We start from the raw sequence: 14,463 nt of genomic DNA, 5'->3' as shown, positions 1-14,463 counted from the left end.
AAGGCGTTCTGCCAGCACCCATTATCAGAAATGCGGACTGGTTTGAAAAGTTCGACCGGGCCGTAACGCTTGATGCAGCCTCCTCCCGACGAAAGGTTTCTGAGAGGAGGAATAAGCGGACTCGATCCCCGTTCCTTGCCTTTACAGAATAGTGGCAAATGGCCGATTTACTAGGGGCAGTCGTACGGAGGGGGAGAATTCGGGATGGATGGCAGGTCCTTGCAGCGGATCTGCCGGGCCGGGATTAACGCAGTACCGGATCAAACTTGATCTTGCGTCCGGCAATCAGCGCGAGCACGAACAGACCGGTGAAGACAGCACAGGCAATCAGGGGGAGGGTGATGACCATGTCCTGGGTCAATGACAGATGAAAAATGCCGCTCAACAAGGCGAGGATGAAGAAACTCGCGGCCGATCTGGACATGCTGTGCTCCTGGTGGGGGATTCAAAATACCAAACGTTTGGATGATGGCGCCGGTAGCAGGATGTTTTCCTGGCTCATTTGCTGGCTGACAAATCCGTGCCGATCACTCAATACCGCTATTTGCCGCGCCTTCTGCAACTGAAGCTAATGCGGCATTCGTTGGGCAACCTGTGTAACGCTGCTCTCGGGAATAAAATGAAATCCCGGTAAAACTGCCAGTGCGATTGCATTCGAGAGTAAAAGAACGCTGTTCATGGCGCGGGCCTCGGTTGCTCTTGAGACCAGTGGAAGCAGCGCGCATGCCAGAGTCTATCGGCAAATAAAATCTTTAAAAACAATGAATTAAGTTATTTTTGGTAAAGCACCCTATTGCATTTTGCAAGGGTGGCTTTTTGCAGTGATGCAATTTGCACGGTAAACAGGTCCGCCCCCGGCTGAGGCGTCTGCCTACACTTAAAAAGCCCTACGGACGACATGACAAAAGCCGGCCCGGCCGTTAACATGCACGCCGTCCATCGCGCCGCGTTTCGTTGCGGCCGACATGTGTCTCAGTAGCTCAATTGGATAGAGCATCCCCCTCCTAAGGGGAAGGTTGGCAGTTCGAACCTGCCCTGGGACACCATCTTTATCAGCACTTTGCTGTCCAGAAGGCCCCGTCGGAAAATTGATTCCGGCGGGGCTTAATGAGATGGTCAGCCTGACCGAGAAGCCCTGCAGGTTTACGCTTGCAGGGCTTTTCTCGTTTTCGGCGGAGGATCTCTCATGAACACGATGACGCTTCTCGGTATCGACATTGGAAAACACAGTTTCCACCTGCACGGCCAGGACGCCAAAGGTCATCAGGTTTTACGCAAGAAAACCAGCCGCGCTCAGTTGCTCAGCACATTGGCCCAGCTGCCGGCCTGTACGGTGGTGATGGAATCGTGCGGTGGCGCCCATTGGCTGGCTCGACAGATCGGTGCAATGGGCCATGAGGTGAAGCTGATCGCCCCGCAGTACGTAAAACCATTCGTCAAAGGCAACAAAAACGACTTCATTGATGCCGAAGCGATTTGCGAGGCGGCGAGCCGCCCCGCGATGCGCTTCTGCTCGATCAAAACCCAAGAGCAGCAAACGCTTTCAGCGCTGCACCGTGTCCGCGAATCATTGATTGGCCATCGCACTGTCGCGACCAATCAGATTCATGGCTTTCTGCTGGAGTTCGGGATCAGCCTGCCTATTGGCGTTATTGCGTTGCACCGCGTGCCGGCGCTGCTGGACGATCCACAACACCCCGTTCCTGTGCGCTTGAAGGGCGTGGTGATGCGTCTTTATCGTCAAATTCAACAGCTCAATGATGAAATCAAGGACATCGAGTCCGACCTGAAGCAGCAGCTGAAAGAAGACGATGCCGGGCGTCGTTTGCAGAGTATTCCAGGCATCGGCCCGATCACTGCCAGCGCAGTACTGGCGGATGTGGGCGATGCGTCGAACTATCGAAGTGGACGCGACTTTGCCGCTTCATTAGGACTGGTGCCGAGGCAGTATTCAACGGGAGGGAAAACAGTGCTATTGGGGATCAGCAAGCGTGGCGACAAGCACATACGCCAACTGCTGGTGCAGGGCGCGCGAGCCATCATGCGTTATATCGACAAGCGGGAAGATGCCCTGGGGCCTTGGGTTCGAGAACTGCTGACGCGCCGACATTCCAATGTCGTAGCGTGCGCGTTGGCCAACAAACTGGCGCGAATCGTGGGCGGTACTGGCCAAAGGCGGCCAGTACGACCCACATCCGAACGCTTGAACGTACAGCGTTATCACCGGCTTTTGCGACGTCACTGACTGATGACAGTAAACGGCAAACGGCCCGACTGAGGACCTGGCACAAAAATTCAGCTTTAGAGGCTGAGGGCTTTTTCAGGACAGTCGGGAGCGGCTACTCATCGAGGGCCGAGCGTTGTTCCAGCAACGCTCACCATGAGCCCGAATACATTAGCGCAAGCCAGCTTTACCGAAAACAACCAATGAGGTTGCAGGAGATGGGCTGACCATACATTTTTGTGCACGATGTCTCGTTTTCAGTAACGCCTTCTCCTATCCGGAGTGAGCGTTGGGGAAGCTTCTCAAGGGAATACCACTGCTGGCCGATAACACGGGCAGTCAGGGGCCATTTTGCCTTTTGCGGTTGGCTTGGGGGGCCTCATCTCTGTGAGAAGGTGTTTGATAGCCTAGTGCCACCCGTTATCATCTGCGCGCCAAAACAGGGGCTGCGAAGCTGAGTCCGTCCGTGTATTTGCCTTTGGGTTCTTCTTCTTAAATTGCCTGGAAATCTTCGATGCTGTCGTATCACCAAAAGCGTTTTCTGATCGTCGATGATTTCTCGGACTTCCGCAGTTCGGTTCGGTCGATGCTGCGCGAACTGGGTGTCAAGGAAGTGGACACTGCCGATACCGGCGAACAGGCGCTGAAAATGTGTTCGCAGAAGCAGTACGACTTCATCCTGCAGGACTTTCACCTGGGTGACGGCAAGAAAAACGGCCAGCAGGTGCTCGAAGACCTGATGGAAGAAAAGCTGATCAGCCATGAAGCGGTGTTCGTCATGGTCACCGCCGAAACCAGCCAGGCCATGGTGCTCAGTGCGCTGGAGCACGAGCCCGATGCCTATCTGACCAAACCCTTCAACCGTTCCAGCCTGGCCCAGCGACTGGAGCGCCTGGAGCAGCGCAAAACCCTGCTCAAGCCAATCCTGCAGGCCCTTGACCGCGGCAAGCCGATGGAGGTGCTCAACGCCTGCATCGCCTTGTGCAAGCAAGACATCCGCTATTCGCCACTGTGCCTGCGCTACCGCGCCGATGCCCTGCGCGACCTCAATCAGAACGAAGCGCTGGAGCGGCTGTACGACGGCATCATCGCCGACCGCCCGTTGCCATGGGCGTTTGCCGGGTTGGGCAAGTTGCTGTTCAAGCGTGGTCAGGTCGGGCAGGCCAAAGGCATTTACGAAAAAGCCCTGAAAGTCTTCCCGATGATGCCGTCGCTGTATGACGGCATGGCTGACGTGCTGGTCGCCGAAGGGGACACCAAAGGTGCACAGCGCGTTCTGGAAGAGGCGATTCGCCTGTCGCCGCTGGCGGTGCGCCGGCAAGCGTTGCTGGGCAAGCTGGCGATGACCAACGAGGACTTCGACACAGCGGCCAAGGCCTATCGCCAGGCTGTAAGCCAGGGCGCGCAATCGCGGTTCAAGGATGCCGAGAGCAACCTCGGCCTGGCCCACGCCTTGATCAGCAAGGGCAGCGAAAGGGGGCTGGACACGCGAACCCGACTGGAAATCAACACCACATTGAGCGCCGTGGCCAAGGAAAACCCCTCCGACCCGGGCCTGCAAATCCGCGCGCGCCTGATGAAGGCCACCAGTCTGTTGCTCAACGATGCCGAGACGGCTGACAAGCTCACCGAGCAAGCCCTGCTGCGCCTGGATGGCATGGAGCAATTCATGAGCGCCGAAGCGGCGTTGCTGGTGGCCAAGCAACTGAAAATGCTCGGGCAGAGCGAGGCCGGCACCGCGATGCTGAAAAACTGCGTGGAAATCTACGGCGACGATCCGGCGGTCATGAAGGACATCGCCAAACAGACCGACGACCCGAGCATCCTCAATTCCGGCAACGCCGCTGCAGAGCTCAATCGTCAGGGCGTGCGCGTGTACAAGACCGGCAATCTGGCGGAGGCCCGGCAGGTCTTTCGCAAGGCCCTGGCAATGCAGCCGAAGAACATCAGTATCGCCCTGAACCTGGCGCAGTCGTTGTTGCACGGCACCGATACCGGCGCTCCTTCAGCGGAGCTGGAAGAATGCCGGACCTGCCTGAAAATGGTTGGCCTGATGCCCGACACCGACGCGCGCTATCCGCGTTACCAGAAGCTCAACAGCAAGGCGTTTGGCCAATGAACGACAACCGGCAGGCACTGGATTTCTCCACGGTGATCGCCTCTACCGTGCATGACATGAAGAACTCGCTGGCCATGCTGATGCAGGCCCAGAGCCAGTGGCTGGCGCGATTGCCGGAGTCGGCGCAGCAGACGCCGGAGCAGGGTGTGATCGACTTCGAGTTCGCCCACCTCAACGGCATGCTGGTGCAGTTGCTGGGGCTGTACAAACTCGGCGTCAACCAGATGCCGTTGCAACCGGCCTACCATGAACTGGACGACTTCATCGAAGCGCAGTTGGCTTGCCATCAGGAGGTGTTCGCCAGCCGCGGCATCATGGCCACCTATGAAGTGGACCCGCTGAGCCCGCTGGGTTTCTTCGACCGAGAGTTGATCGCGTCGGTATTGGCCAACTGCATCAACAACGCCATTCGCTTTGCACGACATGCCGTGTTGATCAGCGTCAGCGACGAAGCCGGGCAACTGGTGTTGACCATCAATGACGATGGCGAGGGGTATCCGACGCAGATGATCGAGCGTCAGGCCGATTACGTGCAGGGCATCAATCAAAGCAGCGGCAGCACCGGGTTGGGCCTGTACTTTGCCGGACGAATTGCTGCGTTGCATCAGCGCAACGGCGTCGGCGGACGCACCGAAATCAGCAATGGGGGGCCGTTGGGCGGCGGGGTGTTCCGTCTTTACCTGCCCTGACAGGCAGCATATTTATCGACGCTGCTTGAAATTCCGAACACGCGGAGCCTATTTTGTACGGTCGCCGTTCGCGGCCCGCACAATAACAAGGATAGTGTCATGACCACCGTTGGCCTGAGTTCACTCGCGCAGCGATTGACGGGCATTGATGAAGTTGAATGTGTCACGCCGGATTTGAATGGCGTTCCACGGGGCAAAGTGATGACCAGCGAGGGGTTTCTCGACGGTCGACGTTTGCAGATGGCGCGGGGCGTGCTGCTGCAATGCATCATGGGCGGATACCCGCCGGCGCGATTTTACGGCAGCGATGATGGCGACCTGGCGCTGATCCCGGACCCTGCACAAATTCACCGTCTGCCCTGGAGCCATCCGCCGCGAGCTTTCGCCATTTGTGACGCGGATGAACTGGGCACCACCACCCACTGCAATCTGTCGACCCGTGGTCAGCTCAAGTCGGTGATTGCCCGTTACGCAGCCCGCGGCCTGGCGCCAGTGGTGGCGACCGAGCTCGAGTTTTTTGTCTTCGCCCCCAACACTGATCCGACCCAGGCTTTTCAGCCGCCAGTGGGGTTGGATGGTCGTCGCGAGGATGGCCAGTCGGCGTTCAGCGTCAGCTCCAACAATGGATTGCGCCCCTTCTTCCATGAAGTCTACGAATGCATGGCTGCGTTGGGCTTGCCCCGCGATACCTTCATGCACGAAATGGGCGTCAGCCAGTTCGAGATCAATCTGCTGCATGGTGATCCGCTGTTGCTGGCCGACCAGACGTTCCTGTTCAAGCACTTGCTCAAGGAAGTTGCCCTCAAGCATGGTCTGAGCGTGGTGTGCATGGCCAAGCCGTTGGCGCATACGCCGGGCAGTTCGATGCACATCCACCAGAGCGTCGTCGAGATCGATTCGGGGCGCAACGTGTTCAGTGATGAGGCGGGGCAGGAGACGGCCACCTTCCGCCATTTCATTGCTGGTCAGCAAGCGTGCATGGCCGACTTCACCGCGCTGTTTGCGCCGAACGTGAACTCCTATCAGCGCTTGTGCCACCCTTACGCCTCACCGAATAATGCCTGCTGGTCCCACGACAACCGGGCGGCCGGCCTGCGCATTCCGGCCAGTCTGCCGGTGGCCCGTCGGGTCGAGAACCGCTTGCCGGGCGCCGATGCCAATCCGTATCTGGCGATTGCCGCAAGCCTGGCGGCAGGGTTGCATGGTATCGAGAACGCGTTGGAACCGAGCGCGCCGATCCAGGGTGAATTCGAAGTGCCGGACAATCTTTCGTTGCCGTGTACCTTGCATGCGGCCATTGAGCGTCTGAAACGTAGCCAGCTGGCCAAGGAACTGTTCGGTGCGGAATTCATCGAAGGCTACATTGCTTCGAAGACCCTGGAGCTGAGCAGTTTCCAGGATGAAATTACTCCCTGGGAAAGGCGTGTTTTAGCAGCCCAGGCCTGACGATCCGTCGACATCCGGCTATCGTTTAGCGATAGCCGATTCTCACTGCAAGGAGCCGCTCGGAACGCCGATGCGCCAAATCTGGAAATCCTTTCGAGCGCTGTATTTCGCCTCGCTGATGATGTTGATCGGCTCGGGCCTGTTGAGTACTTACCTGGGCTTGCGCCTGGCTGCCGATCATGTCGACAGCCTGTGGGTCGGTGCATTGATGGCGGCCAACTACTTCGGCCTGGTGCTGGGGGGCAAGATCGGTCACCGGTTGATTGCCAGGGTCGGGCATATCCGGGCCTACTCGGCCTGTGCCGGGATTGTCGGCGCGGCGGTGCTGGGCCATGGCCTGATCGATTGGCTGCCGGCCTGGTTGTTCCTGCGGGTGATCGTCGGCCTCGGCATGATGTGCCAGTACATGGTGATCGAGAGCTGGCTGAACGAGCAGGCCGAAGCCAGGCAGCGCGGGTTGGTGTTCAGCGGTTACATGATCGCCTCTTACCTGGGCCTGGTGATGGGGCAGCTGATTCTGGTCATGCACCCGGCGCTGGGGCTGGAGCTGCTGATGCTGGTCGCCCTGTGTTTCGCCCTGTGCCTGGTGCCCGTGGCCCTGACCCGGCGTATTCACCCTGCACCCTTGCATCCGGCGCCCATGGAACCACGGTTCTTTATCAAGCGCGTGCCACAGTCATTGAGCACGGTGCTCGGGGCGAGGCCTGATCGTCGGTTCGTTCTACGGTCTGGCGCCGCTGTATGCCTCGCAGCAAGGGTTGTCCACGGAGCAGGTCGGCTTGTTCATGGGGTGCTGCATTTTTGCCGGGCTGGTGGTGCAGTGGCCGTTGGGCTGGTTGTCCGACCGCTACGATCGGGCCGTGTTGATCCGCAGTTTTGCATTCAGCCTGGCCCTGGCGGCATTACCGTTGGCGATCATGCCGCAGGTGCCGCTGGAGATTCTGTTTGTCGCCGGTTTCGTCTGTTCGCTGGTGCAGTTCTGCCTGTATCCGTTGGCGGTCGCGTTCTCCAACGACCATGTCGAAGGCGATCGCAGGGTGTCCCTGACGGCAATGCTGCTGGTGACCTATGGCGTTGGCGCGAGTATCGGGCCGCTGGTGGCAGGCGTGCTGATGAAGTTGTTCGGCAGCCAGATGCTTTATGCGTTTTTCAGTTTCTTCGCGCTGGTACTGGTGTGGCGGATTCGCCCGAAAGCGGTGACCAACCTGCATCAGGTGGAAGATGCGCCGCTGCATCACGTGGCCATGCCGGACAACATGACGAGCTCACCGCTGGTGGCCTGCCTCGACCCGCGTGTTGACGAGCAGGTGGTGCAGGATCAGATGCACACTCCGGTGAATACCGGGCCAGAGCCTGAATCAGAACCTGAAACTGTCACCGAAACTGAATCCGATCAGCCGCCGGAAGATCCTGATGCAGGGCGGGACCCAAACCTCAGCGAGGTCAGGCCTTAAATCCCGGGCACAAAAACGGGCAGTCACCGCAAGGGCTACCCGTTTTTTTTGGCGCTCTATCAGATGTCGTCTTTGTCGAAGCGGCGTGCTTCGCGTTGCAACTGGTAGACGAAGCGTTCGACCTGACGCTGCACCAGGCCGCTCATGTTGTGGAAGCGAACGCCGGCGAAGGTGGTGGAAATCTTTTCTTCGAAGTGCAGATAACGCAATTCGACCGGAGCGGTCATTTTGCCAAAGGGCAGGTCGGCGCTGAAGCGGTCGTACACCTGGCCCAGTTGCAGGCTGTCAGTGATGTCGCCGTCGAAACGCAGTTTGCAGCCGGTCGCGGAAATATCCAGCAACTTGCCGCTGATGGGAGCCTTGAGCTTTTCGCCGTCGAGGTTGACGTTGACCAGTTGTGCCAGCTTCAGTGCCGCACGGAACGCATTGCGGCGCTGGTGGTACACCACTTCATCGGGCAGGGTGCCGCGATAGCAGCGACTGCCACCGGATTCGTCGATGTTCAATTGGCCGTTGCTTTCCCAGGCAATGCGCACGCCTTCGTGGAAGCCTTCGACCTTGAACGGTTCGCCCGCCAGCAGGTAGCGCTCGCCATCGCGGGGGATCATTTCGTCCAGGGCGATCATGTTGCTGTCACGGTCAAGATCCACCAGATAGCTCTGGAAGCGCTGGCTGCGCTCGTGGAACGTGATGATCAGCGGGTCATGGCTTTCGAGCAGCTGGCGCAGGTTGCCGGAGATTTCCAAGGGCGTGGAGAGCACCTTGGGTGGCTGCGGAGCATCATCCACGGATAAGGCATTGGACACGGTTAATCAATCTCCAGACAAAATTTGACTACGGCTAGCCAGCATTTTGCCAGCATCTTTCGCGTCTTGGATAGAGCGGGCTCATCGAGCGGGCTAAGCCTGACTGAGCGGGCGTGGCTTGGCAAGCTTGGAGAATGTACCGCTGGCATCGTAAAGCGCCGGGGTTTCACCGCCGGTGAGGATTTTCAGCTGGGTGGCCGTAGCGGCCTGCTGAGTGAGGATCGACTGACCGTTGTTGGCGTTGATGGCCTGGCACTGGGCCAGGAGATCGGTCAACACGTCACTTTGCGCCAGCAACTGGTCGCCAATGCTCGACTGACTGGCCAATTGCTCAAGACCGGCACGGTTGGTCGGCAGGTTGAGGCTGGCGAGAACTTCACTGCGCTTGCGGCCATGCTGTTCGAGCAAGACGACCAATGCCTGTTTCTGCGCCAGGATGTCCTCGAGCAATGGCATGTCGCGGCCATGCAATGCGAGGGATTCGGTCTGCAGTAATTCCAGCAAGTGTTGCGCTGGAGCAAAGTCGTCGGTGATCAGTTGCAGTAAATGAGTGTCGTGCATGGCTGGCCTTGGGTTTTAAGCGTCCAAAAGCCTGGCGCCGGCGGTGGCCTAGCGCTGGGCTTCGAAGTTGAGCAGTTTGCTGGCTACACGGTTGCTGTCGACCTTATAGCTGCCATCGGCAATCGCTGCTTTCAACTCGGCCACGCGGGCTTTGTCGACGGCAGGCTGATCGCGCAGCTTGTCAGTGACCTTCTGCAACTGTTGAGCCTCTTCGCTGAGGTGTACCGATTCCCCGCTTTTGACGGTACCGGCCTGTTCGGCCGCGGACTCCAGCGGCGCGGATTTGCCGGCTTCGGCGCTTTCCTTGCTGGCGCTGGTACGTGTACTGCCCGTAAGGGACGAGGAGCTGTTCAAACGGCTGAAATCGATGACCATGATAAAAAACCTCTGGGAATTTGGACGCTTGCCATGGTTTCGGCCATTCCCTGGAAAACTTTAGGTCCATTTATCAATGAACCTCGCGCGCGTCAGCGCTTGCCCTGCATGGAGCACAGTCTAGGGAACAGCCGCGGCAAGCGCCACATTCCGGTGAACCGAGAGCCTTACATGGACACTTCCACCTGCCCCGGCGCCATGACCTGCGCCTTGATGACTCGCTGGGAGTTGAGGTTTTTCACCCGGATCTGTTCGCTCAGGCTGCCGTTTGACAGGGCTTCGCCCGGCATGCGCACGCTGAGCGTACCGCTGCGGGCGGTAATCACTACCTGATCACCCTTGCGGATGACCTCGGCCTGTTCGATGTGCACCAGGGTAATCACCTGGTCGGCGACCGTTGGTCGGGTCAGTCGCTGCCCGACCGCTTGATCAAGGGAGGTCAGGTAGCCCTGGCTGATCAGGCTGATATCGCGCTCGCGCAGGACCACATCCCCAGGCTCGACAATGGCGGCGCGGCGCAGTGGTCGGGCGGTGGTCACGACATCGCGAAACAGCCGGACTTGAGCGGGCACGAAGACGGTCCAGGGGGCCGCGCCCTCGCAGCGGACCTTGACCGTGACCCGTCCCAGCGGCTTGGGGCTCTCAAGGGTTGCTGTCAATTCCTTGTCGCACATCGGCATGTGCATGCGCGGATCGAGCGGGTTGACCTGGATCTCGTAGCGACCTTCCGTTTGACTGGTGGCGAGATAGTCTTCTACGGTGAATTCAAGAAAGCCCTGAGTGACGCCGATAAGCATGTCAGGCAAGGTAACCGCGTCAGCAAGGGCAGGGCTGCCAGCGTTGAACAGGCAAACAGCCGCCAGCACGCCGAGCCATTTGCGGCAGGGTGTGGTCAGGCGTCGAAAAAATGTCGGTTCTGTGTTCATAACGATTAAAAAAGCAAGCGCCGTGCCGTTTAGTGATGAAGGCGCGTCGCAACAACACTTGGCGTTGGTGTAGGAGTCTGGGCATGGCTGGTGTAATGGATTCGGTAAACCAGCGCACGCAACTGGTGGGGCAGAATCGCCTGGAGCTGTTGTTGTTCCGTCTCGACGGTCAGCAGCTGTACGGGATCAATGTGTTCAAGGTTCGGGAGGTGCTGCAATGCCCCCAACTGACACTGATGCCCAAATCCAGTCCTGTCGTGTGCGGTGTGGCGAACATCCGGGGGGCGACCATACCGATCCTTGATCTGGCGATGGCGACCGGCTCCGGTGCTTTGAAGGACAAGAACAATCCCTTCGTGATCATCACGGAGTACAACACCAAGACCCAGGGTTTCCTGGTCCGCTCGGTGGAACGCATTGTCAACATGAACTGGGAGGAGATCCATCCGCCACCCAAGGGCACCGGACGCGATCACTACCTGACGGCAGTGACGCGGGTCGACAATCAGTTGGTCGAAATCATCGACGTCGAGAAAGTGCTGGCGGAAGTGGCGCCGACGCCGGAAGCGATTTCCGTCGGCGTGGTGGATGTCGAAACCCAGCACAAGGCGCTTTCGTTGCGAGTGCTGACGGTCGACGACTCGTCGGTGGCACGCAAGCAGGTCACCCGTTGCCTGCAAACGGTCGGTGTCGAAGTGGTGGCGTTGAACGACGGTCGGCAAGCGCTGGACTACCTGCGCAAACTGGTCGATGAGGGCAAGAAACCGGAAGAAGAGTTCCTGATGATGATCTCCGACATCGAGATGCCGGAGATGGACGGGTACACCCTGACGGCGGCAATCCGCAACGACCCGCGCATGCAAAAGCTTCATATCATCCTGCATACTTCGTTGTCGGGGGTTTTCAATCAGGCGATGGTCAAGAAGGTCGGTGCCGATGACTTCCTGGCCAAATTCCGTCCTGATGACCTGGCATCCCGGGTAGTCGACCGGATCAAGGCAGCAGATATCAGCTAGGGGCCTGCGCCCCTGGCAGTCAACACGATTTAAGAGGCGGCATCATTGTCTACGGGTAATTTGGATTTCGAACAGTTCCGGGTGTTCCTGGAAAAAGCCTGTGGCATTTTGCTCGGTGAAAACAAGCAGTACCTGGTCTCCAGCCGTCTCAACAAACTGATGGAACAGCAAGGCATCAAGTCTTTGGGTGAGCTGGTTCAGCGCATGCAGACCCAGCCGCGCAGCGGTTTGCGCGAGCAGGTGGTAGACGCCATGACCACCAACGAAACCCTGTGGTTTCGTGACACCTACCCGTTTGAAGTCTTGAAGAACAAGGTACTGCCCGAAGCGATCAAGGCCAGTCCTGGCCAGCGCCTGCGCATCTGGTCGGCGGCGTGCTCCTCAGGCCAGGAACCGTATTCGCTGTCGATGTCCATCGACGAGTTCGAGCGGGTCAACATGGGTCAGTTAAGGATGGGCGTGCAGATTGTTGCCACCGACCTGTCCGGCACCATGCTGACCAACTGCAAGACTGGCGAGTACGACAGCCTGGCCATCGGCCGTGGTCTGTCGCCAGAGCGCCTGCAGCGTTATTTCGACCCGAAAGGGCCGGGGCGCTGGGCGATCAAGGCGCCGATCAAGAGCCGGGTGGAGTTCCGTTCCTTCAACCTGCTGGACAGCTACGTGAGCCTGGGCAAGTTCGACATCGTGTTCTGCCGCAACGTGTTGATCTACTTCTCCGCCGAGGTGAAGAAGGACATCCTGTTGCGCATCCACAGTACGTTGAAGCCGGGGGGGTACCTGTTCCTCGGTGCTTCCGAAGCACTGAACGGTTTGCCGGATCATTACCAGATGGTCCAGTGCAGCCCGGGGATCATTTACCAGGCGAAGTGATTTTTGCTGGTGTCATCGAAAACGGGAGTCCTCATGGGCTCCCGTTTTTTTATGCCTGATGATTTTCTGCGGGCACCGCCACCCCCTGTGGGAGCGGGCTTGCCCGCGAAAGCGGTGGACCAGAAAAGTTGATATCGGCTGATACGACGCCTTCGCGGGCAAGCCCGCTCCCACAGGGTCAGATGGTGTTCTGCGAATGGAGGAAGCGGCAGAAAAGCGGCATCCGGCGGAAACCCGTTGCCGCTTTTCTGGCATTGCCGCATTGCCATGGCCGGCAAAGCCCCGGTTTCCGGGCTTTTTTGAATTGGCATGGGGCTTGCTAAGTTGATCCTACGTAAAATCAGGTCACCCGAAGGTTTCCCGACATGAGCATCAGCTTCGATAAAGCGCTCGGTATCCACGAACAAGCCCTGGGCTTCCGCGCCCAGCGTGCCGAAGTCCTGGCCAACAACATCGCCAACGCCGACACCCCGAACTACAAGGCTCGGGATCTGGATTTCTCGAAAGTGCTCGCCGAGCAGAACGAGAAAACCAAAAACGGCACCTTCGCCTTGAACATGACCAACAGCCGTCATATCGAAGCTGAAGGTCTGGGCAATGGCGACGAGTCGTTGCTGTATCGCACGCCGATGCAACCGTCGATCGACCAGAACACCGTGGATGCTCAGCTGGAGCAGTCGAACTACGCGGAAAACGCGATCGGCTTCCAGGCCAGCTTCACCCTGCTCAACAGCAAATTCAAAGGGCTGGTATCAGCCCTGCGCGGAGAGTAAGCCATGTCTCTATCCAGTGTTTTCAACATTGCCGGTAGCGGCATGAGTGCGCAGACCACGCGTTTGAACACCGTCGCTTCGAACATTGCCAACGCCGAGACCGTCTCGTCGAGCATCGACCAGACCTACCGCGCGCGCCACCCGGTGTTCGCCACCATGTTCCAGGGCGGCCAGAGCGGCGGCAGCGACTCGCTGTTCCAGAGCCAGGACGCCGCCGGTCAGGGCGTGCAGGTACTGGGGGTGGTCGAAGACCAGAGCAACCTCGAGGCGCGCTACGAGCCGAACCATCCGGCGGCTGATGCCAAGGGCTACGTCTACTACCCGAACGTCAACGTGGTTGAAGAAATGGCCGACATGATTTCCGCGAGCCGTTCGTTTCAGACCAACGCCGAAATGATGAACACCGCCAAGACCATGATGCAGAAGGTCCTGACCCTCGGTCAGTGATAAGGGGCGACTCAGATGAGTGTTACCGATTCCACCAGTGGTTTGAGCCTCAACGACATCCTGGCCAACTCCTCGATCAAGACCAACACCACGACTGACGGCCTCGCGTCGGCAACCGGCAGTGCCACGGGCAACAAGGCCCTGGGCAAGGATGCGTTCCTGCAGTTGCTGGTGACCCAGCTGAAAAACCAGAACCCGCTGGAGCCCCAGGACAATGGCGCGTTCGTGGCCCAGCTGGCGCAGTTCAGTAGCCTGGAAGGCATCACCACGCTCAACGACACCGTGAGCGGCCTGGCCAGCAACTACAACTCGTCCCAGGCACTGCAGGCATCGTCGCTGGTGGGCCGTTCGGTCATCGCACCGGGCGACAAGGCCGTGGTCGATACCACCAAGAGCCTCAGCGGTACGGTAGTGGTTCCGTCTTCGGTGGCGTCCGCCACCCTGAAGATCACCGATGCCAGCGGCAAGACCGTGCGTACTATCGACCTCGGCTCGCAGAAGGCCGGCAACGCCAGCTTCATCTGGGACGGCAAGAACGATGCGGGTGAGACGGTACCTGCGGGCACCTACACCTTTGGCGCCACGACCACGATCGATGGCAAGTCCGTTGCGTTGATCACCAACCTGCCCGCGACCGTCAACAGCGTGACCATCAGCCAGACCGGCGGTGAGTTGATGCTCAATCTGGCCGGGCTGGGCAGCGTTGCCCTGTCCAAAGTACAAACCATTGGTATGTAGAGCCGACTAACACGGC

13 protein-coding genes, 1 tRNA gene and 3 pseudogenes are annotated in these 14,463 nt (G+C 58.9%); 11 read left to right on the top strand and 6 right to left on the bottom strand.

Going from position 1 to position 14,463, the window contains the following annotated elements; genetic code table 11:
* Positions 1-244: 244 nt before the first annotated feature.
* Both RS887_RS04740 and RS887_RS04735 read right to left on the bottom strand, forming a co-directional pair.
* Positions 245-424: a PA3371 family protein gene (locus RS887_RS04740; RefSeq protein ID WP_322614571.1), complete on the bottom strand. Its 180-nt coding sequence runs from the start codon at positions 422-424 to the stop codon at positions 245-247.
* A 21-nt stretch (positions 425-445) separates the two neighbouring features.
* Positions 446-679: pseudogene (locus RS887_RS04735) on the bottom strand (hypothetical protein).
* A 290-nt stretch (positions 680-969) separates the two neighbouring features.
* Here RS887_RS04735 and RS887_RS04730 point away from each other — a divergent pair.
* The 6 genes and pseudogenes from RS887_RS04730 to RS887_RS04705 all read left to right on the top strand — a co-directional run bounded on the left by RS887_RS04730 (position 970) and on the right by RS887_RS04705 (position 7,932).
* Positions 970-1,046, top strand: a tRNA-Arg gene (locus RS887_RS04730).
* A 140-nt stretch (positions 1,047-1,186) separates the two neighbouring features.
* Positions 1,187-2,207: pseudogene (locus tag RS887_RS04725) on the top strand (IS110 family transposase).
* A 531-nt stretch (positions 2,208-2,738) separates the two neighbouring features.
* A complete protein-coding gene (locus tag RS887_RS04720) occupies positions 2,739-4,343 on the top strand; it encodes a response regulator (protein ID WP_322614570.1) in 1,605 nt (534 codons plus the stop codon).
* Positions 4,340-5,032: a HAMP domain-containing sensor histidine kinase gene (locus tag RS887_RS04715; RefSeq protein WP_322614569.1), complete on the top strand. Its 693-nt coding sequence runs from the start codon at positions 4,340-4,342 to the stop codon at positions 5,030-5,032. Before RS887_RS04720 ends, RS887_RS04715 begins: the two co-directional genes overlap by 4 nt.
* A 201-nt stretch (positions 5,033-5,233) precedes the next feature.
* Entirely contained in the window at positions 5,234-6,478 is a 1,245-nt protein-coding gene (locus RS887_RS04710) for a glutamine synthetase family protein (RefSeq protein WP_322615257.1), read from the top strand.
* A 70-nt stretch (positions 6,479-6,548) separates the two neighbouring features.
* A pseudogene (locus tag RS887_RS04705) lies at positions 6,549-7,932 on the top strand (MFS transporter).
* 59 nt (positions 7,933-7,991) lie between these two features.
* On the opposite strand, the gene RS887_RS04700 reads toward RS887_RS04705, so the two are convergent.
* The 4 genes from RS887_RS04700 to flgA all read right to left on the bottom strand — a co-directional run bounded on the left by RS887_RS04700 (position 7,992) and on the right by flgA (position 10,600).
* A complete protein-coding gene (locus tag RS887_RS04700) occupies positions 7,992-8,738 on the bottom strand; it encodes a flagellar brake protein (protein WP_322614568.1) in 747 nt (248 codons plus the stop codon).
* A 93-nt stretch (positions 8,739-8,831) separates the two neighbouring features.
* Complete coding sequence (locus RS887_RS04695; protein ID WP_322614567.1) at positions 8,832-9,299, bottom strand: flagellar protein FlgN; 468 nt, start codon at positions 9,297-9,299, stop codon at positions 8,832-8,834.
* 48 nt (positions 9,300-9,347) lie between these two features.
* Entirely contained in the window at positions 9,348-9,674 is a 327-nt protein-coding gene (gene flgM / locus RS887_RS04690) for a flagellar biosynthesis anti-sigma factor FlgM (RefSeq protein WP_322614566.1), read from the bottom strand.
* Positions 9,675-9,841: 167 nt separating this feature from the next.
* The gene (gene flgA / locus RS887_RS04685; protein ID WP_322614565.1) at positions 9,842-10,600 is read right to left on the bottom strand and encodes a flagellar basal body P-ring formation chaperone FlgA; all 759 of its coding nucleotides are present in this window, start codon (positions 10,598-10,600) and stop codon (positions 9,842-9,844) included.
* Between the two features lie 83 nt (positions 10,601-10,683).
* On the opposite strand from flgA, the gene RS887_RS04680 reads away from it, so the two are divergent.
* From RS887_RS04680 to flgD, 5 genes are all read left to right on the top strand, one after another.
* Positions 10,684-11,616 carry a chemotaxis protein CheV gene (locus tag RS887_RS04680; RefSeq protein ID WP_322614564.1) on the top strand — a complete coding sequence of 311 codons (933 nt, stop codon included), beginning with the start codon at positions 10,684-10,686 and terminating at the stop codon, positions 11,614-11,616.
* Between the two features lie 45 nt (positions 11,617-11,661).
* Positions 11,662-12,489, top strand: a complete 828-nt coding sequence (cheR, locus tag RS887_RS04675; protein ID WP_322614563.1) for a protein-glutamate O-methyltransferase CheR — start codon at positions 11,662-11,664, stop codon at positions 12,487-12,489.
* 365 nt (positions 12,490-12,854) lie between these two features.
* On the top strand, positions 12,855-13,262 hold the full coding sequence (flgB, locus tag RS887_RS04670; RefSeq protein ID WP_007988729.1) for a flagellar basal body rod protein FlgB: 408 nt from the start codon (positions 12,855-12,857) through the stop codon (positions 13,260-13,262).
* Between the two features lie 3 nt (positions 13,263-13,265).
* Positions 13,266-13,709 carry a flagellar basal body rod protein FlgC gene (gene flgC, locus RS887_RS04665; protein ID WP_007980123.1) on the top strand — a complete coding sequence of 148 codons (444 nt, stop codon included), beginning with the start codon at positions 13,266-13,268 and terminating at the stop codon, positions 13,707-13,709.
* A 15-nt stretch (positions 13,710-13,724) separates the two neighbouring features.
* The gene (gene flgD / locus RS887_RS04660; RefSeq protein WP_085717185.1) at positions 13,725-14,447 is read left to right on the top strand and encodes a flagellar hook assembly protein FlgD; all 723 of its coding nucleotides are present in this window, start codon (positions 13,725-13,727) and stop codon (positions 14,445-14,447) included.
* Positions 14,448-14,463 lie beyond the last annotated feature (16 nt).

This window comes from Pseudomonas sp. BIC9C, assembly GCF_034541995.1.
GTDB classification, from domain to species: domain Bacteria; phylum Pseudomonadota; class Gammaproteobacteria; order Pseudomonadales; family Pseudomonadaceae; genus Aquipseudomonas; species Aquipseudomonas fluorescens_CC.
Note: the sequence above shows the minus strand (reverse complement) of the source record. Positions and strands in the feature narration are given on the sequence as shown.